This window comes from Pedobacter sp. PACM 27299 (assembly GCF_001412655.1).
In the GTDB taxonomy this organism is placed as follows: domain Bacteria; phylum Bacteroidota; class Bacteroidia; order Sphingobacteriales; family Sphingobacteriaceae; genus Pedobacter.
Genome location: NZ_CP012996.1, coordinates 4,093,938 through 4,115,240, shown reverse-complemented (window position 1 = coordinate 4,115,240; position 21,303 = coordinate 4,093,938). Strand labels below are relative to the sequence as shown.

Sequence of the window (21,303 nt, the reverse complement as noted above, 5' to 3'; positions counted from 1 at the left end):
TCTATTAAAAAGCTTTGGTTGCTGGATAGACCAAATAATTAATTCAATAACTTCTAATAGCATTAATTCATTTTCCTTGGTATGTAATTTGCATAAGGGAGCTGGTTAAACTTAATTGGTTTTGCTAAAAATAGACTATAAAACATCAAATTTTTTTAGGTTGATGAGGTGTTTTATTTTTTAATCTCAGATAAAGTTGGGTTGCTGCTGCTGTCTTAAGATAAGGACTTAAGAACTTGTTTTTGTTTGTTGAAAACAGGTGTTCAGCATACACACCATGTCTTGTGAGTTGAAATACAATAATTTATTGAATTCACGAACTAAGGATTCTGGTGGCATACGCCAGGCCAAAAGCTAAAATATGGCTTAGCTTATTCATTTAGAATGAATAAGCGGCTGAAATGATTATGCAGAGTTTATAGGCGATCGTCATGATCGCTATTGATCTGGCATTTGTTAAAGAAATATTATGGTAGAGCTGATAAATAAATAGGTGATTTGTGTGAACAAATATGAAAAGATTTATAGAGAAATTTAAAGCAATCCGCAACAACGAAGCCGGACTGCTTAACCGCGGAAGAATCACAATCCTTATGCAATTGCTGATTGCTTTTTCCTTCCAGAGCATGGTATTACTGGTTATATATTACTTTCAGGAGCCCAGTATCCTTGGTTATAGGGTTAGCTTATTATTACTGCTATTTATCCTGGGTTTGATTTTAATATTCACAGAGGTCTGCTGGAAAAAGGTAGGGCATTATTTTATTTTTTGCCTGACCTGTTTTGTTTGGTCGAATATGTTATTACTGCAGGATGGAATAAATATAGTGACTGTGCAGTACGTTCTGATTATTGTATCGGGTGGTTATTATATCCTGGGGTTTCGATGGGGATTGGCTTACTCATTAGTCAACACTCTGTCTTTGGTGGCGTTATTTTTTATCAAAGAGCTTACTCAAATTGACTTTTTAGTTGGGAATCTTTCTGTAAGTTTTTATGAATATAGTTTTGCTTTAGTGTTTAACTTTTTACTGCTTATTTTTATTCATCATTATTTTTTTCGTGCATTTAAGAAGACCAGCCGTAAGGAGCGGCTGTTGAATGCCAATCTTAAAAAATCGCTGGTTTCGGCGGAAAAGATGGCGGCAGCGAAAACTAATTTCCTGGCTACCATGTCTCATGAACTTCGCACCCCTTTGAATGCAGTGATTGGGATAACTAATATATTACTGGAAGACAATCCTAGTGATCGACAAAGGGAAAATCTGGATATCTTAAGTTTTTCAGCAGAAAACCTGATGTCAACGATTAATAATATCCTGAGCTTTAATCGCCTGGATGCTGGAATGGAACAGCTGGAAAGTACGAGTTTTCGCCTGGACCTTTTATTAAGTAATGTGTATGGCGCGCTAAAATTGCGGATTTTGGATAGTAATTTAGTCTTTGAGCTTGATATGGATGATCGGATTAAGGAGAAATTAGTGATGGGGGATCAGATCCGGTTGACTCAAATATTTTTTAACCTTGCCGGAAATGCAATAAAATTCACAAAATCAGGATTTGTTAAAATTAAGGCCGTTGTGGTATCGGCTGATTCAGCTATGCTTCGCATTAGATTTGAAATTGAAGATTCTGGGATCGGAATTCCTGAAACGCAGCAAGCTCGTGTTTTTGAACCTTATTTTCGCGCTGAACATCAAATCTCTGAGCAGTTCCAGGGTACTGGTCTTGGCTTAAGTATTGCCCGAAGGCTTGTGGAGCTTCATGGAGGTGTATTGAGCTTTAAATCTGAACAGGGGCTGGGAACGTTCTTTAGTTTTGAACTGTCCTTTGCTGAGCTTGTTAATGATGAGCCTCAGGTTATGCCGGATGAATTCAGTACTGAAATTGGGCATTTGCGAATTTTGATTGCTGAGGATAATCCTGTAAACGTGATGGTATTGCAGAAAACGCTGACCAGATGGGGGCTGGTTGCTGATGTTGCAGCAAATGGCGAGCTTGCCCTGGACGCTGTAATAGCGAACCCTTATGACTTAATACTTATGGACATTAATATGCCTGTGATGAGTGGTTTTGATGCCAGTAGGAGGATTCGTGAGTTGAGCGATCCACAAAAAAGTCAGGTCTGTATCATTGCACTTACTGCTTCAATCGGGATGTCTTTAGAGGAGCATCCTGAGCTGCGTTATTTGGATGATTTTTTGCTGAAACCATTTTCTGTTGAGCAGCTAAAACAAAAGCTAGAGCAAAGTGTAAAAATGGGACAGAGTAATTACCAGGCTTAGCAGCAATTTATTTAAATCACATCTAGATCGAAATAGAATGTGGAGCCATTTTCTCCCTCACTGATGACGCTTATTTGACCCCTGTGTGCTTTTATGATCTCCTGAGAGAGGTATAAGCCCATGCCAAAACCGTCTATGTTTCTCGCTTTTTTATGATTTGATCTTGAAAAACGCTTGAACAGTTCTTGTTGATTTTTAAGAGAAATACCTATGCCGTAATCCTGAACTGATAGCCTTACAGTTTTTTTGCTATCATCTACCTGTAGATTAAGGTTTATGATGTCCGCATCAGGTGAGTATTTTATGGCATTAGTTATCAGATTGGTGATCACCTGAGCGATGCGGCTGCGATCTGCCATTACCCTGACGTCGCTGATTTCCTGCAGGATGATTTGATGGTTTGCATTTTCGGTTATTTCAGCAGCGATCTCCAGGACCAGTTCTAACAATACAAAAGGCGCTTTATTCAGGCTAATATTTCCGGCGTTAAAGGCGGAAACATCCAGCAGCAGCGAGGTGAGCTTATTGAGGTGGTCTGATTGATGAAGAATGCGTTTGAGAATTTTGCTGACCCGATCATTGCTTTTTTCTTTTAGTTCCAGACCTAGTAATTGTGTATAGGAGCGGATCACTGAAATGGGGGTTTTGAGTTCATGGCTGGCGATGTTCATGAAATCTTCTTTAGCCTGTTCGAGTTTTCGTGCTGATGTGACGTCTTCAAATGTCAGGAGAAATTGGCCGATTGATTTGAAAGTTTGAAAAACCTTTCGGCTGGAAACCAGTAATATATGTTCTTCATCAGTCTGTTTTTGAGGCTGAATTAGTTCGAGGTTTTCAAAGCTGTCATAACTTTGCATTTGCTCTTTTAGCGCCTGGGGGTCGAGCGATCTGGACAGCACCTCGAACAGGTTTAGGTTTTCGACTTCCTGCTTGTCTAAATTGAATAAATTAAAAAATGATTTACTTGCAGAATTAATGCTCAAGTCAGCATTTAAAATGAGGATGGGTTCTTTAGAGGTCTCAACAATACTTTGTGCATATTTTCTGGCTTCTAAAACCTCTTCTTCTGCCTGCTTGCGGTTACTTAGGTTTCTAAGAATTTTGGTGAAGCCAATATGGTTCTGGTCATTGTCATATAATGGAAAAACTAGTCCGCTGGCCCAAAACAAACTTCCATCTTTTCTTTGATGATAACGCTCGTCCTGACCTCTTCCTTTTTCCATTGCTTCTGTGAATTCATGCTCTGGAATTTCATTCTTGCGATCCTCATCTGTGAAGATGATCCTGGCAGACTGGCCGCATATTTCCTGTTCAACATAGCCGAGCACATTTTCTGCTCCTTTATTCCAACTAGTTACAATTCCATGTTTATCAGTAGTAAATACTCCATAATCTTCCAGGCTTTCTAAGATGTTTTTATGAAAATCTAGGCTGAATTGCGGATAGTTTATTGTGCTCATAGCTGTTTTTATAAAGGAAGGCTGAAATGGCCATAAAATGTCCATTTTCTGCAAAAATACCGTTTTTATTTGATTCTTTCCGCAGCAGCTGATTTTGAGTCTTTGGCGATTTGGACTACTAAAATTTATTTGGGTTCTTCTGGATGGGTTAAAATGCTTCTTCAAGCTTGATCAGATACTTAATTGAACTTCAGGCGGAGTCGGTTCCAGCGGTATCCACAACCTGGTTGTTTCAGCGAACATTTTACCAGCATTTTGCGCATTGACCCCAAAGGGCAGCAACATGATGATAGAAATCTAAGTGTCTTTTCAAAAATTTTTGCCTGCTAAACAAGTTTGGAATTGAATTGTTTTACGTATATCAACTACATGCAAGATCCTGTCACCATAAAAAAACGATCTTTATATAAGTAAAATTCCAATAAAAATTATTCCTATAAGCCAATTTACCGCTTTTTAGCAATTAAGGTTCTTAGCAATATAAAAATGTTGATGATACTTTATTAATACAAGGATCTGAGGGGCGATTTCTGAAATAAATTGTGCCTGTTAAAACAGAACAAAAATGGTCTATTCTAGATTTATTTTTAGGATAGGTTTAGCTTGACCCTGGGTATTTAAGTGAATTTTCTGATGAGGGTGGTTAGTTATTGCTTTTTTTTATATGTTAGCGGAAATTGACTTTTGAGGTTTACGGTTACCTATTGAATATCCTGAATTTTTTTTGCCATTTATAATTAATCAACAATCACACCTGTAAATCGAAGCAAAATGAAGGGTAAAATTGATCCTATCAGTCTTGACAATCTATTCGAAAAGTCGCCTTTGCCAATGTGGGTTTTTGACATCAAAACTTTTTTCTTTTTAGAGGTTAATCTGGCGGCTGTAATGAAGTATGGCTATAGTAAAAAGGAATTTTTGAATATGAAAATTACCGATATCAGTCCTGCGGAGGATTTGGTTCTGGTAAATGATATAGTTCGGGAGGACGATCACAGTGAAGAATTTTATAAAACAGTTTTCCGGCATCTTAAGAAAAACGGCGAGCTTATTTTTGTTGAAATTGAAAGTAGTTTAATTGATTTCAATGGGCTTAAGGCTAGGCTAGTGCTGGCTCAAGACATTACCAGTAGAATCATTGCAGAGCAGCAACTGGCTTTAAGTGAACAGCGATTTAAGGCCCTGGTTCAAGAAGGGTCTGATTTGATTGCTATTGTTGATTTGGAGTTGAACTATAAATATGTAAGCCCAACCTCCTTGAGAATACTGGGAATTGAGTCGACTACTTTTATAGGTAAAAATGCTTTGGATTTCATTCACCCTGATGATGTTGATCAAGTCGTTAAAGAAGCTGAAAAATTAAAAACAACTCAGCAGCTGCTGTTTTCTCCATTCCGTTTTAAGAATATCGCAGGAGAATGGAGGTGGATCGAAACCCGTGCAACGAACCTGATTGAAGATGTATCTATTTTAGGGATTGTTTGTAATTCCAGAGACATTACCGACAGAGTGGAGCACGAAAACCTAGTTTTTGAGAGTGTAGAACGCTATAAGATCGTAGCAAGAGCTACCAGAGATGCCATCTGGGATTTTAATTTTAAAACCAAGAAAATCAGCTGGAATCTTGGACTCAGTGAAATTTTGAAATACGAGTCGGCTAGTTTACTGACGGACGGCTCCTGGTGGGAGAACAATATTCATCCTTATGACCGTCCAAGGGTAATGGAAAAGATCGAAATGCAAATTCAACAAGGGATTGTATTTTGGAAGGATGAATACCGGTTTTTGTGTGGTGATGGTGTTTACCGCGATATCATGGACCGTGGATACATTGGATTTGACAAGAATCAAAATGCTTATAGAATGATTGGAGCAATGCAAGATATTACCGAGAATAAAAAGCAAATGAGAGCTATTGAAGAGCAGAACAATAAACTCAAGGAAATCGCCTGGTTACAGTCCCATGCGGTACGTGCTCCTTTAACAAAAATAATGGCGCTGGTAAATCTACTGCAATACAATTGTCTAGATCAGGAGAGTGAGGAGCTAATAAAACACCTCGCCAAATCCTCAGTCGAACTAGATGAGGTGGTCACCTCTATAACCAATAAAATAACCAAGAGCTCATAAAGTGTCTAGGTTGCAACTTAATTAAAAGCGTTCAACAACTGCTTGTTTTTAGCAATACTGAGTAGCTACTTGGATTTAGGTGGATTGGATTTTGGACCTTTCGTGTATATTATATTGCTAAATTATTTGAAATTAAGTTGCAGCAAATGTTTAATTTACATTCTTTCAGCTCTAAATTGTATATGCTCAACAAGCTGTTACCGCCGGTTCTTATTTAAATTTATCTAAATCATACTGCCGTTGAAACGAATTATTAATAGTGTAAAGGATTATTGGCATTCAGACACCAGCTTTATCACATTATTGGTAATGCTCTTTTTTATGGTATTTATTATGCCCATTTTGCTAGAGGGAGCAGTAGTAGATATTTTGGTTTTAAATATGTTATTCCTCGCACTCTACTTTATTGGGATTTTTTCAAGCGAAGATAGGTGGAACATATATTTATCGTCATTTCTGTTCTTGGCGCATTTGATTTTGCTCATGATTAGATTTGACGATACGCCTAAGGAATACTATTTAGTGGAGCGTTTAGTTGGGCTTGTGAATATGAGTTTGTTCATTTTTATTAATGTTAGGCTGTTGTTTCGAAATGCAGAGCGTAATGTCTTCAGAGTGATAGGAGCAGTGAATGTTTATCTCTTATTTGCCTTAATGGGCGCGTTTGCTTTTGAGATTTTAAAAATTCAAACCGGTAAATCAATTGCCGGGAATATAAATTTGCATAATAACGATACTGATTATGCTGTTTATGTTTATTACAGCCTGGTATCGTTAACTACAGTTGGTTATGGCGATATTTATCCTGATGGAATGGCCTCACGTATGCTTTCAGTTTTGCTTTCTGCAGTAGGGATATTATATCCTGCCGTGGTTATTGCCAGGTTGGTTACCAATAATATGGTGAGTAACAAAAAGGTTTAGTGGCGATCGATGTAGCTAAAATTAAGATGCTTGAGGGTATTAATATTATAGCTGATGTTGCCTGCGAGCTAGGATTTAAGTACCCACAGCATTTCTATCAGACTGCTGAAAAATGGGTTCGCAGCACATCGCAGCAGTACAGAAGTCTCAACAAAGCTGGCGGGTATGGATTCGAACCTGGTGCTAAAATTAACGTTTTTACATCATCTGTTGGCTTTTGTAATTCAACTCCTCGAATAACGCGCGGTTTTCTTAAGAATATTTTAGTTGCAGTCGCTAAATCTAAATATATGTTTTTTTATAAGGGCTATTATCATATTTAATTGACCCGTTAATAATTTAAAAAAGTTAACTTTAATAAATAGCTTTTTTAAAGCTTAATAAAGAATGCTGGTAGTCGAGAACGAAATATCTTTCTCAATTCCCAACTTGACACACTAATGAAAAAGGTTGTTCAAAAAGTCGGAGTTTGATTTGTTGAAATAATGATTGGAATTGCAACAATAAAATGGACATTGGGTTAAGCTGCAATATTTTGTTTATTTAAGTTTTGACCAAATTCCTGTGGGGACATGTACCCCAAAGCTGAATGTAGCCTTTTGCGATTATACCATGTTTCTATATACTCAAATACGACGAGTGCTGCCTGCTCTTTGTTAATAAACTTATGTTGGTATATACATTCCGTTTTAAGTGTTTTAAAGAAGCTCTCAGCGACTGCATTGTCCCAACAATTACCCTTTCTGCTCATACTCCTGATGATCAAGGCATTTTTCTCCAATATGCCCTTAAATTCATTACAGGCGTACTGAACCCCGCGATCAGAGTGGAAAATAAGCTCTTGAATGATAGGTCTGTTTTTTTGTGCCATTTTAAATGCTGGTATTGTTGTATCTATAGCCTTCATTGTTGTGCTTAATGCCCAGCCGACCACTTTTCTGTCACCCAGATCTATAACGGTGGTCAAATATAGCCAGCCCTGCTTTGTTCTAATGTAGGTGATGTCCGATACCCAAACTGCACCTAATATTCCTGGCTTAAAATCACGGCCCAACCTATTTTCCGGTACTGGGAACTTATGGTTGGAATCAGTGGTCACTTTGAATTTCTTCTTTACGATACTTCTCAAATTCGCTTTTCTCATCATTCTGGCAACTCTTGGTCTGGACACTTTTATGTTCTTTTTATGAAGTTCCTGAGTGATCCGAGGACTTCCGTATATTTTTTTACTGTTTTCAAAAGCCTGAAGAATCTCGGTTTCAAGCATGTTGTTTTCAATACTTCGGTTTGAGGGAATATTCTTTAACCAGCTATAAAAACCACCCCGACTTACCTTTAATACTAAACACATTTTCCCGACAGGAAATAACGTACTATGATCCGTTATGAACCTGAATATTTGCTGTCGCTCCTGGAGAAAATGCTGATGGCCTTCTTTAATATATCTCGCTCCATTTGTGTTTCACGAAGTTCTTTTTCCAATCGGGCTAACTTTTGTTCGGTTTCCGTTAGTATTACTTTCCCATTCCCTGGAAAACTAGTGCTCTGTTTGTTTGACAATTCCTTCCTCCAACGATACAATAAAGAGACTTGGATATCTAACTCTTTGGCAAGGGCTGTCAAATCGTTACGGCTGTTACTCAGTTCAACACTCATCAGCTTGAACTCTTTTGGATACGCTTTTCTTTCTCGGGACATAATTTCTGTTAAGTTATGAATTCTCTTAACTTACTGTCTATTCAAATGTACTAACTCCAGATCTACATTCTATGTAGCCACTCTGCAAAAATAGGTTTATTTCTAATTCAGCTAATTTATAAGTTATGAAATACGTATTCACTATTATTCTATTAACAATGGCTAGCATGGCATTAGGACAGCCTAGAGCTATACTGATTAATAATGTAGAAATTTTTAACGGTAAAGATGAGAAAACCATCATCGGAAATGTATTGATCGAAGCTAATCTGATAAAAACCGTTTCTACCAGCCCTATTGCTATAATTCAAAGCACAAATACGCAAATTATTGATGGCAAGGGTAAGTTTTTAATGCCAGGATTAATCGATGCACACATTCACTTAACAATGGAATCAATTCCATTACAGCTTGCAATGATATCAGATATAGGATATGTTAACCTTGTTGCAGCAGATGCAGCCAAGAAACAACTATTTCGTGGATTCACGACAGGGCGTGACATGGGAGGAGCCTCATTTAGCCTCATGAAAGCGATAGATCAGGGAATAATTAATGGGCCTCGTATTTATCCAAGCGGTGCTACCATCTCCCAAACCGGTGGACATGGTGACTTTGGAATGCCTACAGATGTGCCAAAGCATACAGGCGCACCGTTAAATTATATGGAAAAATCTGGTATGACGATCATTGCTGATGGTGCCGATCAGGTTTTAATGCGGGCAAGGGAACAATTGCGTTTGGGTGCCACCCAAATCAAAGTTATGGCCGGCGGTGGTGTGGCCTCTAGCTATGATCCTTTGGACGTGTCCCAGTTTACAGAGGCAGAAATTAAGGCAGCTGTGGATGCAGCCGATAATTGGGGAACCTATGTCGCTGTGCATGCATATACACCAAAGGCTATTGTGGCGGCCGTACATGCCGGTGTAAAGTGCATAGAACACGCGCAATTGATGGATGATGCGACAGCGAAACTCCTTGCACAAAAGGGGGTATGGTTATCATTGCAGCCGTTTTTGGATGATGCTGATGCCAATCCCCAGCCTGAAGGATCAGAGAACAGAAAAAAGCAGTTGGAAATGACCAAAGGAACAGACAATGCATACGCGCTCGCAAAAAAATATAATATAAAAACAGCCTGGGGCACCGATTGCCTTTTTGATGCAAAACTGGCTACAAGGCAAGGTGCACAGCTTGCCAAACTTGTACGTTGGTACAAACCCTTCGAAATCTTAAGAATGGCTACTTCCACCAATGCGGAGTTGCTTGCTTTATGTGGTAAGCGTAACCCATATTCTGAAGGAAAACTTGGTGTTATTGAACAAGGCGCTTATGCTGACTTGCTACTAGTGGATGGAAACCCTATAAAAAATATAAAATTAATAGAAAATCCTGAAAAGAACTTCATTATCATTATGAAAAACGGCATTATTTATAAGAATATGGTTTCGAATAAGGACTAAAAGCTCTGCAGTCCAGGTGTTGCTATAACTGTGCTTTTGGGATTTATGGGCAGTTTTTGTATTGCAGAAAAGCAAAGTTCTTAGTTCAGTACATTGGAAAGTTAAGTCTCCTAATTCTGAAAAGGTCTCTTATTAAAAAAATGCGACAGTTGATGTAAAGTTTCCATAGTATCTGCTTTTTTATGCAATAGTGACTATTAATTTGAAAACAGAATTCCATATGGGTAAATAGATTAAAGGATCATCAAAAGCTTAAGATGAAGTAGTTCGTGATCACAGCCATGTGAATAAATAAGGGTAATTATTTTTCCTTCTCGATTTGTCGAAGTAAATAAAAGGGGTAAAGTTTATTTATCCCTTTTTAGTGTTAGTAAATCATCTCGACGATCACCGACGGCGTTGAACTCGTTCTGGTATCCCACACCCACGCGGATCACTTCGACGAACCTGCGGGCCAGTTATTATCAAAGACCGTCAAGTTGATTAATCAGCCTGCTGACCGGGACTTCTTTCAGCAAAAGGGGTTTTCGGGTGCTTAGACACTTGAGCAAAAGACCAGTTGGAAAAATATTGGTATTGAGGGGGTCAATGGTGAACATGGTTCCGGTAAAGTTTTGGAAATGATGGGTAAAACCTCAGGTTTCGTATTAACAGCAAAGAACCAACCCACCATTTATATCATGGGTGATGCTATTTGGACAGAACAGATCCGAAAAAATATCGACAGGATCAAGCCAGATTTCATCATCGTAATTTCCGGTGGTGCAAGAATCCAAGGTTTCGAGGAATTGCCGATCAGCAGCAGACCATGGCACTTATAGCTGCTAGTGGAAGTGCTAAAGTAATTGCTGTGCATATGGATGCATTGGATCATTGTCGTACCACAAGGGCCTCTCTTAGAAAAAAGGCGGAAGAATTTGGAGTTGCAAATGACAAGCTGATTATCCTGGAAGATGCAGAGCTTTTTGATTTGTCGAAGTAAATTCAGCGGGGTAATTGATTTACCCCTTTTTTAGTTTAGTAAGTTTAAAACTTATTCGAGGTTTTGTAGCCCAAACGTGGCAAACTGATCCAAGATGGGCAAGTGAATATGGAGGCTTACATGGATTAAAAACATATTATCATTTTAAGCAGTTGTACATTATAAATGTAATTCTACATATATACGTAATCCCGACTGATACTATTAATATTTACAGCTATACCAGAGGATTTAATGATTTCGCACTGAGAATTAATTTTGTTGTTATGAAAGGGTTAAATTGCTCCACTGACTTTATTGATAAGGATAATCCCTTACTAATTGCAGAAATGAGCAGCTCTTGATCGCTAAATGAGGTAATAGAGGCGATTTTTAAACCATAGGTCGGAAAATAGTGTTTAAATAATATTTTGTCTGGGGCAACCAGATTTATTCCGCCACCATCGGTGTTGATCCATAAAATACGTTCTTTTTATCATAGAGACGCTGTACTTTTTTTTCGTCTCATATTTTAAGGGACCAAGTTATCCAGGTTACAAAACAAATAACTTGTTTATATATCCTTTTGGAAGACATTAAATGGTATAGATTTGCCCATAACCTTAAGTGCGACAACACCATGCGGCGGTACTACAAATTGTTGCGATTTTAAGCTCATCCAGCCTGTTTCCTGGTGCTTCCATAAATCTCTTATTTTATATAATCTATCTGCATCAATGCCTATACTATCCAATTCAAATGTGATTTCTTGTTTCTTATCAGATCTGTTAAATAAAACCACAGCTACCTCTCCGCTCATTGTCGATATAAGCGGCTTTGCCCACACCTCCAGTTTATCATTTTTTTTTAACCTGCGTGCTTGGTAACCTAATTTATCCTGGTTCAATGCGATAATTTCCTTATTGCTGACTAACGCTAAGGTTTTGTTGGATATGGTTCTCAGGTCATTTCCAAGAAGCAGGGGAGAGTTCATTACACTCCACATGGTGAAATGGGACCGATCTTCATCATCACTCATACCTCGTCCTACCTGCAACATATCCATGTCATTTATATGACCGGGAGAACTGAATTTCCATAGGTCAGCATTTTTATCAATAATATGCAGAATGGAGTTAAAATCATTGCTGATGTCTCCAGAAATGCGCCAGGAATCAGCAATTTCTACCGCCCATTTACCAGGGAATTGCCAACGGCAAATGTTAAACAAAACATTACTGCTTATTGATTTGATGCGATTAGATAATTGAGTATACCTCATTTCATCATTTAAACCAAGTTTTTCTCCTCCACACCAGTCTATCTTTATAAAATCATATCCCCATGTTCTGAGCATTAGATTTAAATCTTGTTCATCATGCCCATACATTCCTGAACCTACTCCTATGGTGTCTTTATCCCAGATTGAAGCACAGGTGTTTATTCCTGCGTCAGAATAGATGCCTGCCTTTAGACCTTTGCTATGAATGTAATCTGCTAGTACCTTCATTCCTGAAGGGAAGCGCTTAGGGTGGGTTAATAGGTTACCCTTAGCATCTCTGCCTGCGAAAAAGCCATCATCAATATTTATAAAATTGTAGCCTGCATCTTTTAGCTTGGTTGAAACCATTTTGTCTGCTTGGGCTTTAATGATATTTTCATCAATAGCAACCCTGAAGTTATTCCAACTAGACCATCCCATCATGGGAGTTTTTCGCTTTGAAATATTTTCCTGGGCGGAAGATGAGTTACTGAATAAATTAAAAATGCTCAATAGTATAAGTAGTATTCCTTGTTTTGTTAATGTTGCCTGCATAAATTGAGTTGGGTGTAAAACAGCAAGGTAAGTATTAATCATAAAGTTTATGATATTTAATGAGATAAAGGAGTTATCAAAATTCATTAAAATACTTCACTTTGGTAACTTCATGGATAGAAATTGATTTATTAAGAATAATAAATCAATCTTCGTGATTAAGTATAATATTAAGGCCATTTAATGGTAAGTCTTTTTTAAAATTTGAAGTTTAATGAATAATTATTCCAGAAAATCCGTAATTCAGGGTGTTATGGTGGTGTGTGTACTTGTTATTTTTTTTAGGTTGCTTTTTATGCAGCTCATCGATGATTCTTACTATAAAGCGGCAACAGAAAATGTCTTGCGTAAAAAGGTTCTTTATCCAAATAGGGGTAATATAAGGTATAGAGGGGGGCAAATTATGGTTAGGAATAAACCTGTTTACGATATTATGGTTATTCCCTCTAAGATGAAAAATATTGACACTGCTAAGTTTTGCCGTTTGTTAAATATTAATTTCGAGCAATTTGAGCATCAGGTGAATAAGGCAAAGAATTTCTCTCCTTATAAAGCCTCAATTTTTAAAAAGGAAATCACATTAGAAGCTTATAGTAGTTTACAAGAACAACTCAATCAGTTTAGTGGGTTTTGGGCCGAAAGACGGACAATTCGTGTTTATCCTGATAGCGTTGCAGCTCAATTTTTGGGATATGTAAACCAGGTTACCGAACGGGATATTCATTACGATGATCGTTTTTATCGTCCTGGCGATTTTATAGGTGTGAGCGGGGTAGAGCGTTTTTATGAACAACAGCTTAGGGGAAAACGTGGTGTTAAAAATGTAATGGTAGATGCATTTAATCGACCCAAAGGTGAATTTAAAGACGGTGAATATGATACCGTTTCGACGGCTGGACAGGATTTGGTTTCTTCCCTTGACCAAGGAATTCAAAAACTTGCAGAGAAATTCATGAATAATAAAATCGGCAGCATAGTGGCTATTGAACCCAGTACTGGTGAAGTTTTAGCTTTTGTAAGCAGCCCGTCTTATGACCCGAACTTAATGTCAGGACTAGAAAAAGGAAATAATTATATGGAGTTATTGAATAATTCCAATCACCCTTTGTTCATTAGACCTATCCAGGCGCAGTATCCTCCGGGTTCAGTGTTTAAAGTGGTGAGTGCTTTGGTGGCACAACAAGCCGGTTTAATCAATGAACATACAGTTTTTAATTGCCAGGGTGGATATCGTTATGGTAAGAAAGGGTTTATGGGGTGTACTCATGTGCATGGACCAATAAATCTTTCTCAATCTATTCAAACTTCTTGCAATACCTATTTCGGTTATATTTATTCTGGAATGATTGACAAACAAGGTATTGGTGCTGTGGATGCTTATGATAAATGGAGATCTTCTATTATGAAATTTGGTATAGGTAAGGCGCTGGGGATAGATCTGCAAAATGAAAAACCAGGTTCGTTACCTTCTTCAGCTTTCTATACTAAACGATTCGGAAGCCATAACTGGACTTCGTCATACAATATGTCTCTTTCAATTGGACAAGGAGAGATGGGAATAACCACTATGCAAATGGCTAATATCATGGCTATTGTTGCCAACAGAGGATTTTATTACAGACCTCATTTGATAAAGGGCATCGGTACACAAGATTTGAATAATCCTAAATTTAAGGAGCGACTTTCAGTTGATGTCAATTCGGAGTACTTCGAGCCAGTCATCCAAGGGATGAGCCTTGCCGTTAATAATCCTGGTGGTACTGCCTACTCAGCAAGAATAAATGGCATTGAAATGTGTGGGAAAACAGGAACGGTTCAAAATTCACATGGGAAAAATCATGCTGCATTTTTAGCTTTTGCCCCTAGAAAGAATCCCAAAATTGCAATTGCAGTGTTTGTAGAAAATGCCGGATATGGAAGTGTTTGGGCTGCCCCTATTGGAAGTATGATCGTGGAGAAATATTTAAGGGATAGTATATCTATTCAATCCTCTATTCAGTCAAGGATTATAAATGGTAATTTATTGCCTGATTCTTAAGTTGCTCTAAAAAACTTAGGCGTAAAAAGTCCTGTAAAAAGCGCCCTAAAAGTGTAGCACGGTTTTCTAAATAATCAAAATTATCATGGATTAAGACGATATCTACCACATGGATTACTTCATTTTTTAGATCAACCTTTGAGATTGTTACCGTCTTTTAATATATGTTTATTTTCTTTTATCCATACCTAGATTTTTCCACCTTCTCAGTATTCAGTTCTGCTTTTCCATTTCCTATTTTGATGGCTGTTGCTATGGCTTTGCTATCCATCATTCCCTGAATGACATGATAGGTTAAACATAAAATTCCACAACACTTTTAGCGTTAATCCATTTAAAGATAGCGAAAGTCAATACTCAAAGTTTGAGTATTGGCAGTATATCACTGGTTGATCATAAAAAATTTTAATTGACAAATATGTGTGAATAGTGACTCTCATAAAGGGAACACTTTTTGGTTTAACGACCACTTTAAATTTCAATAGAAGTGGCAATTTTTATTTTGCAATACGTGTAAAATTGAAATTAGTTTTAATGGGTTTTAATAACTTTTTACTTGAAACATTTTGATACGTAAAATGTTAATGTTCTTGTTTGTTTAATAAGATCATTGTTGATACTAAAATTTATTGTCATATAAATCATTAGAGATAATATGACACACTGTAAGTGATTCGTATTGAGACTAACCCTAGGATTCCTGAAAAAAACAGAACAGCTAGGTTTTGAATCCAGGAATTACCAATTAATAAAGATTTCGCATGATCCTACTCACTAAGCTGCAGCTGATCAGTCGCAACTTGGTCATGATCGATACTGGGCAGACTTATAGAGAAGGAAGGATGAAAAATTAATATACAAAACGAGATTTAATAAAGTAAAGGGTGAAATAAATAATGGATGCAATAAAAAATTGGAACGATGAAGCCTAATTAAATAATTACTACCAATCCGAATATCTCTCGGGAATAGGTGTAGAAAGTTTTAAAAACAAACTTATGAACATAGAAAATTTCAAATATCTTTTTATCATTTGTGGTGTTATTCTAATGATAATTCTGACGTTTGACTTCTCAATAAAAGAAAATAACAAAGACTTGATCAAATCCTTTAAAAAGAAATCTAAAGTTTTTGTTCTCCAAACAAAAGAAATTAGACTTATTGATAGCGTCAAGACAATTGACGATAAATCCTATTTCTTTGTTCAAGGAAGAGGATACACCTTTGGTCAATTAAAAATAATTGATAAATGATGGCATCAAAGAAACAAGTTGTTGAACTGTATGATGCATCAAATAACATTAACCAGATATGTACTTAATTAAAAAGCTACCTTTACTAAGTATTTAGAACTATGAATGGTATACAACATTTTCATGCAATTAAAGAACTATTAGGTGATTCAAGAACGTATTATCTTATAGCAGTAGATATGGACTCTAAATACAGTTATCTTAATAGGCATTACACCGAAGCTTTTCAAACTATTCATGGTGATCTTGTAGGTAAGCATTATGCTATAACTATGCACGAAGAAGATCAACAAATTTGTCAAGCTGTTTCAGAAAAAGCATTCTTGCATAGAGAATCAGTTTTTCCTGCAACCTTACGTAAGCATGATGGTAACGGTGGTTTTATTATTACAAAATGGGAATATAAGGCAATGTTCAATGACCATGATTTACCTATTGGGATCTTTTGTATTGGTCATGATATCACTGAGTTAATGCAGGTTAGTGGAAAGCTCCACGAGATTAAGATCAGTCATTCTCATTCAATTCGCCGATATGTAGCAAATCTGTTGGGGCTTGGGAAATTAATACAAGAGGCTACAGACTTGATAGATGTTAAAGATGCTGCAAAAATGATTGTTCAAAGTGTTACAGATCTTGACAAAGTTGTTAAAGAAGTTCATAGGAATGTATCTTCAGATACCTAAAGCAAACGCTCAGTTAAAAAAATTTTTGTGGAACCAAACTTAGGTATACATATAAATGGGGTAGGCCCACAAGTATTTTGATCTGGTGATGGAAAAATAGTGAATTTTGAAGATAGGAAACTTTCAATTTTAAAGGATGACTAGGAAAGGTGATATTTTGATCCGACCTGCACCTATGCTGGCTGTATCGTTCAGTTCATTACTGCTGAACAAAGCTGGGATTGCCCCTGTCTGGGAGGCCGGTTTGATATTTCAGGAAAGGTGATTACCGGTAGCCAACCAACTAAATGGGCTGATTTTATTAAAAAGCATAAGCCTGGACTAGCCTACTAACTCCAAAAAAAGTTCAATATTTTAAAAGGTATTCCTGGACTAATTTCGAGGTGATGAAGTGATCCTGCAAATAAGTTAGTCCCTTTGGCGTGAGATAGGCATAGAATTCAGTGTTTTCTTTTTGTATTCTAATGTATCCGGCCCTTCTTAGCCTGGCAAAGCCCGCAATTGGAATTAGGAAAGATTTGGGTACTCGAAGTCTACCTTTTTCATTAATTATCATTAGAACATTTTGTATTGCCTCCATTTTTATACGTATTCAGTTATTTCAGTTCAACCTATACCTAGGGGTAACGCGATTACTCCATTTTTGTTTTTTTTATATTAAATAATTCAGAGATAAAAAGTGCTTCTTCGATTTTTTCTTTTTAAAACAAGATAACAGCGAATTTAAAGTTAGGGGATATTATTTTGTGTAACAGAAGGAACTTCAATTGAAACAATCATTCTTGACACCTGTTTTATTGATGTACTCCATTTAAAATCTTATTTATGAAAACAAAAACTTCAAAAGCAGTAAAGCATTTAAAAAAAGTAAGTCGAAAAAAAGAAATCAGTTTTACTTCTGTGAATTTAACAAATACTCAAATTGTGAATACAACTATGGAGGGAAATTTAGAAGATGCTTTTATGCAGGATTTATCGAATGAGATCCGTTCCGGTAATCATGAACTTTGGAGGATGTGGTGCTAAATAAATCCTGAAGGAAATTTAAATATTTAATTTGTTTTAGTCAATTTTATCATTTTTATTTGAATTTATCTGATAATCAGTATGATAATGTGCTTATATATTTTAAAAAAAACATCTATAAAAGCGGTCTTAAAAAAAAAATACACATTAGTCATATATCAGAAAGTACTTTACCCAAGGAAATGCGTTGGCTTTGCTTGTTTTTAAAGGCTTATTTTAAAATTTTTTTATTCAGTTGGTTTTTATTTATAAAACGTGCCTATGATTGATGTTAAACTTATTGCTCTCAAATCCCTTTGGTTAGAATTCAAAGACTATTTAAGCATCCGCATCGAGATTTTTAAATTTAGTGCTCTAGAGAAAGGATCAAAGTTAATCGCTGATGTATTGTCCAGTACGTTTTTGTTTTTTATGGTGATGCTCACCTTTCTGCTCTGTATGGTTACTTTCACTTTTTACTTGTCAAGCTTATTTAATAGTTATGCTAAAGGGTTTGGAATAACTGCGCTGTTTTTTATGATGTTAGCTTGTTTGGTGGTTTGGAAAAAAGATACTTTTGAAAAATTATTTGCGGGAATCGTGGTGAAAAGGTATTTTAACAAACACTGTATTAATGAACAAGAAATAGATGCTGGGGACATTCCAGTTTCGAAGAAACAATTTAAATCGCTGGTTAGGAATTAGACAGAAGAACACCATAACTGATGAGGTATTAATTCAGGCTTTATATATACTTTGTATGTAAAATGAAATTATCGGTGCTTTGGAAACCACAAAAAATTCGCAAATAAATGGATGATAGGAAAGCTCTGAAAGAGACACTAAATGGGCGGAATTTACCAAAACTAGAATTTATTCAGTTAATCAAGCAGCAGGAAAAGTTGATCTCGGAATACCAGGGCCTAGAGGAACAAGGAGCGATACTGGCTGCAATTGTAGATTCTTCTGATGATGCGATCATAAGTAAGGATTTAAATGGCATGGTAACTAGTTGGAACAAATCTGCAGAACGAATATTTGGTTATAGCGCTGCTGAAATGATTGGAAAATCAATATTGACTTTAATTCCACAGGACAGGCTTGAGGAAGAACCAGCAATTTTAATACGCATTAATCAGGGTGAAAGGGTGGACCATTTTCATACCAAACGCCTAAGAAAAGATGGTGGATTTTTGAGGTATCGCTAACCATTTCGCCAATTAAAAACGGTGTAGGCAAAATAATAGGGGTTTCAAAAATAGCTAGAGATATTACTTATTTGAAACAAGCTGAAACAAACAGTGCTATACTTTCTGCTATTATTGCCTCAAGTGATGATGCAATTATTAGTAAAGACCTCAATAGTATCATTACAAGTTGGAACCCATCAGCAGAACGGATTTTTGGATATTCAGCAGCTGAAATGATTGGAGAGTCTATATTAAAACTCATTCCCCAGGATAGAAAAAGTGAGGAATCAATGATTCTAAGTAAATTGATAACAGGAGAACGTGTTCAGAATTTTGAGACTAAAAGGCTAAACAAGGCTGGAGGTCTCATTGATGTATCGTTGACCATTTCTCCGATAAAGAATAGCCAGGGACAAATAACGGGGCTCTCTAAGATTGCCCGGGACATTACCGATAAAAAACTTGAAGAACAACGTAAACATGATTTCATTGGTATCGTCAGCCATGAACTTAAAACTCCGCTTACTTCTTTGAAAAGTTATATACAACTGGCCATGGTCAAAGCGCAGGGGCTTGAGCATCAATTCATTTTGAACGTGCTGACAAGAGCCGAAATACAGACAGTTAAAATGACGACAATGATCCATGATTTTTTAAATATTTCCAGGCTTGAACATGGTAAAATGACCTTATCATTAAGTCAGTTTTCTTTAAAAGAACTGATGGAAGAAACCATCTCAGAAGCCATTATTTTAGCGCCCAATCACCTGCTGGAATACAGTGGCTGTCCAGATGTTGAACTTTGTGCTGACAGAAATAAAATAGCTCAGGTGTTGACTAATTTATTGAATAATGCTGTAAAATACTCAGGTTCTGGTACTACTGTGAAAATAATTTGCTAATTGATCAATAAGCAATTGCGTTTTAACATTGCAGATCAAGGCGTAGGAATTTCAAAGGCTGATCAGTTACGTTTATTTGAACGTTTTTATAGAGTCAATGATCAACAGACCATGCAGGTTTCTGGATTTGGAATCGGCCTTTATCTCGTTGCTGAAGTTCTCAAGTTACATGGAAGTTCCATAAAATTAGATAGTAAGCTTGGTGAAGGTTCGGTATTCTCGTTCTCACTTCCGCTAGCTTAGATCAAGGACACTGAAAAAGAAAGCACTTTAGGAAGGGAACTTTGATTATAAAGATCATCTTAACTATAATCTTTCCTGATCTTTTAAATTAATTAGCAAAAGAGATTATGGATTTCATTGTTTTTTGATGAGGGGAGAATGATGGATGAGTTAGAGTAATGGTTTTATTAGTTAGCCAGTCAAGATCTACCTGAAGTTAGTTTAGCTCATATCCGCCATTTAAATATTTAGTTATAATTTGTATCTTTGGAGGAAATCCCTAATTTATGAATAATCTAGAGCAAGGTAACGAAGAAGCCACTAATGCAGAAATTAGCGAGGATTTACTTAAGAAATCTGCTGATTTGAAAGAAAGGGCTGCTGAATTGAAAAAGAAAATGGAACAGACTCAAAAGGCCTCTATCGAAGTACTTCAGTCTAAAGATCCTAAGCCATAATTAAATACTGGCCCCGTTATCAGGGCCAGCATTGGTCTAATCAACAGTAAGTCCTGCAAATTCTTTAAAGTCAGTCTCTTCTGCATAAGTTTTAAAGCGCTGAATATCTTCCTTAATCATGCGCTCAAAGATACCATTGAATACTTTGGTGATCCCTCTGCCAACAGTACCTGCTGGTGGGAAATAGTCAATTTCAATGTGTAATTCGGTGCCAGTGCCGTTTAATGTTTCTTTGAATTCTACTTTTCCTGCATTCACGATCATGGCATCCTCCAGGGACTGCCAACCTAAGTATGTTCCAGTTTCTTCACGGGTGATCTCTGCTTTCCAATTGAGGTCTACCAGGCCTCCAGGAGTGTTTGCTATCCACAATGAAATACTTTCATTAATCTCCTCCACACTTTTCAAATGAGTCATGAATTTGGGTAGATTGGATAGGTCTCGCCAAAATGCATAGACTTTATCTTTCGGAGCATTAACTACAATATTTTCTGTGATGCTAATTGCTCCCGGGTCGGTGGTGTCTTTGTTGAGTTTTTTATAAATTGGGCATACTCCTGAGACGCCTCGGTATAACATCAGTCCCGCAGCAGCAGAACCCTGTAACCCGAGCATTGGGCTTTTGCCAATGTTTTTTAAACTTTTGTAAAGTAACCATCCTCCAGCTATCATCGAAATGATTCTTTCTCCTTTGTCAATATTCTCATTTCCTGTGGTATTCAATCCAACTGAGGTTACGCGATCCAAAATTTGATGAGTCAATTCGTTTTTCATTTCTTATTAATTTACAATGTAATTGTGAAAAGAATCCT

20 protein-coding genes are annotated in these 21,303 nt (G+C 36.8%); 16 read left to right on the top strand and 4 right to left on the bottom strand.

Going from position 1 to position 21,303, the window contains the following annotated elements; genetic code table 11:
* The first annotated feature begins 512 nt into the window (after positions 1 to 512).
* Positions 513 to 2,285, top strand: coding sequence for an ATP-binding protein (locus AQ505_RS17350; RefSeq protein WP_062549334.1), 1,773 nt, complete (start codon positions 513 to 515; stop codon positions 2,283 to 2,285).
* A gap of 11 nt (positions 2,286 to 2,296) precedes the next feature.
* Here AQ505_RS17350 and AQ505_RS17345 read toward each other — a convergent pair whose 3' ends face one another.
* Positions 2,297 to 3,745 (bottom strand): PAS domain S-box protein, encoded by a 1,449-nt coding sequence (locus AQ505_RS17345; RefSeq protein WP_197286214.1) that lies wholly within the window; start codon positions 3,743 to 3,745, stop codon positions 2,297 to 2,299.
* 771 nt (positions 3,746 to 4,516) lie between these two features.
* On the opposite strand from AQ505_RS17345, the gene AQ505_RS17340 reads away from it, so the two are divergent.
* From AQ505_RS17340 to AQ505_RS17330, 3 genes are all read left to right on the top strand, one after another.
* The gene (locus AQ505_RS17340; protein WP_062549332.1) at positions 4,517 to 5,875 is read left to right on the top strand and encodes a PAS domain-containing protein; all 1,359 of its coding nucleotides are present in this window, start codon (positions 4,517 to 4,519) and stop codon (positions 5,873 to 5,875) included.
* A 240-nt stretch (positions 5,876 to 6,115) separates the two neighbouring features.
* Positions 6,116 to 6,799, top strand: a complete 684-nt coding sequence (locus AQ505_RS17335) for a potassium channel family protein (RefSeq protein ID WP_062549331.1) — start codon at positions 6,116 to 6,118, stop codon at positions 6,797 to 6,799.
* Positions 6,799 to 7,122 carry a hypothetical protein gene (locus AQ505_RS17330; protein ID WP_157262455.1) on the top strand — a complete coding sequence of 108 codons (324 nt, stop codon included), beginning with the start codon at positions 6,799 to 6,801 and terminating at the stop codon, positions 7,120 to 7,122. The genes AQ505_RS17335 and AQ505_RS17330 overlap by 1 nt, the downstream gene beginning before the upstream one ends.
* 197 nt (positions 7,123 to 7,319) lie before the next feature.
* Here AQ505_RS17330 and AQ505_RS17325 read toward each other — a convergent pair.
* Positions 7,320 to 8,497, bottom strand: a protein-coding gene (locus AQ505_RS17325) for an IS3 family transposase (RefSeq protein ID WP_231634920.1) whose coding sequence is annotated in 2 segments (ribosomal slippage) — positions 7,320 to 8,233 and positions 8,233 to 8,497 — 1,179 coding nt in all. Because the reading frame shifts where the segments join, the coding sequence is not laid out codon by codon here.
* 125 nt (positions 8,498 to 8,622) lie between these two features.
* Between AQ505_RS17325 and AQ505_RS17315 the strand changes: the two genes are divergently transcribed.
* The 3 genes from AQ505_RS17315 (at position 8,623) to AQ505_RS26465 (ending at position 10,942) form a co-directional block, all read left to right on the top strand.
* Positions 8,623 to 9,960, top strand: a complete 1,338-nt coding sequence (locus AQ505_RS17315; RefSeq protein ID WP_082461605.1) for a metal-dependent hydrolase family protein — start codon at positions 8,623 to 8,625, stop codon at positions 9,958 to 9,960.
* 620 nt (positions 9,961 to 10,580) lie between these two features.
* On the top strand, positions 10,581 to 10,781 hold the full coding sequence (locus AQ505_RS17310; protein ID WP_157262451.1) for a hypothetical protein: 201 nt from the start codon (positions 10,581 to 10,583) through the stop codon (positions 10,779 to 10,781).
* On the top strand, positions 10,769 to 10,942 hold the full coding sequence (locus AQ505_RS26465; RefSeq protein ID WP_157262449.1) for a hypothetical protein: 174 nt from the start codon (positions 10,769 to 10,771) through the stop codon (positions 10,940 to 10,942). The genes AQ505_RS17310 and AQ505_RS26465 overlap by 13 nt, the downstream gene beginning before the upstream one ends.
* Positions 10,943 to 11,495: 553 nt before the next feature.
* Here the strand turns inward: AQ505_RS26465 and AQ505_RS17300 are convergent.
* Positions 11,496 to 12,824 (bottom strand): glycoside hydrolase family 27 protein, encoded by a 1,329-nt coding sequence (locus AQ505_RS17300; RefSeq protein WP_231634919.1) that lies wholly within the window; start codon positions 12,822 to 12,824, stop codon positions 11,496 to 11,498.
* 127 nt (positions 12,825 to 12,951) lie between these two features.
* Between AQ505_RS17300 and mrdA the strand changes: the two genes are divergently transcribed.
* The 9 genes from mrdA to AQ505_RS26450 all read left to right on the top strand — a co-directional run bounded on the left by mrdA (position 12,952) and on the right by AQ505_RS26450 (position 20,491).
* Positions 12,952 to 14,775, top strand: coding sequence for a penicillin-binding protein 2 (gene mrdA, locus AQ505_RS17295; RefSeq protein WP_062549324.1), 1,824 nt, complete (start codon positions 12,952 to 12,954; stop codon positions 14,773 to 14,775).
* A gap of 998 nt (positions 14,776 to 15,773) precedes the next feature.
* Positions 15,774 to 16,028, top strand: coding sequence for a hypothetical protein (locus tag AQ505_RS17290; protein WP_062549323.1), 255 nt, complete (start codon positions 15,774 to 15,776; stop codon positions 16,026 to 16,028).
* A gap of 101 nt (positions 16,029 to 16,129) precedes the next feature.
* Positions 16,130 to 16,714 (top strand): PAS domain-containing protein, encoded by a 585-nt coding sequence (locus AQ505_RS17285; RefSeq protein ID WP_062549322.1) that lies wholly within the window; start codon positions 16,130 to 16,132, stop codon positions 16,712 to 16,714.
* An 825-nt stretch (positions 16,715 to 17,539) separates the two neighbouring features.
* A complete protein-coding gene (locus tag AQ505_RS17275; RefSeq protein ID WP_062549320.1) occupies positions 17,540 to 17,740 on the top strand; it encodes a hypothetical protein in 201 nt (66 codons plus the stop codon).
* A gap of 261 nt (positions 17,741 to 18,001) precedes the next feature.
* Positions 18,002 to 18,424, top strand: coding sequence for a hypothetical protein (locus AQ505_RS17265; RefSeq protein WP_062549318.1), 423 nt, complete (start codon positions 18,002 to 18,004; stop codon positions 18,422 to 18,424).
* A 107-nt stretch (positions 18,425 to 18,531) separates the two neighbouring features.
* Complete coding sequence (locus AQ505_RS17260) at positions 18,532 to 18,927, top strand: PAS domain S-box protein (protein WP_062549317.1); 396 nt, start codon at positions 18,532 to 18,534, stop codon at positions 18,925 to 18,927.
* A 71-nt stretch (positions 18,928 to 18,998) separates the two neighbouring features.
* A complete protein-coding gene (locus AQ505_RS17255; protein ID WP_062549316.1) occupies positions 18,999 to 19,811 on the top strand; it encodes a sensor histidine kinase in 813 nt (270 codons plus the stop codon).
* Positions 19,812 to 20,054, top strand: a complete 243-nt coding sequence (locus AQ505_RS17250; RefSeq protein ID WP_062549315.1) for an ATP-binding protein — start codon at positions 19,812 to 19,814, stop codon at positions 20,052 to 20,054.
* A gap of 266 nt (positions 20,055 to 20,320) precedes the next feature.
* Positions 20,321 to 20,491, top strand: coding sequence for a hypothetical protein (locus AQ505_RS26450; RefSeq protein ID WP_157262447.1), 171 nt, complete (start codon positions 20,321 to 20,323; stop codon positions 20,489 to 20,491).
* 36 nt (positions 20,492 to 20,527) lie between these two features.
* Here the strand turns inward: AQ505_RS26450 and AQ505_RS17245 are convergent, their stop codons facing one another.
* Positions 20,528 to 21,265 carry an SRPBCC family protein gene (locus AQ505_RS17245; RefSeq protein ID WP_062549314.1) on the bottom strand — a complete coding sequence of 246 codons (738 nt, stop codon included), beginning with the start codon at positions 21,263 to 21,265 and terminating at the stop codon, positions 20,528 to 20,530.
* Positions 21,266 to 21,303: the final 38 nt, after the last annotated feature.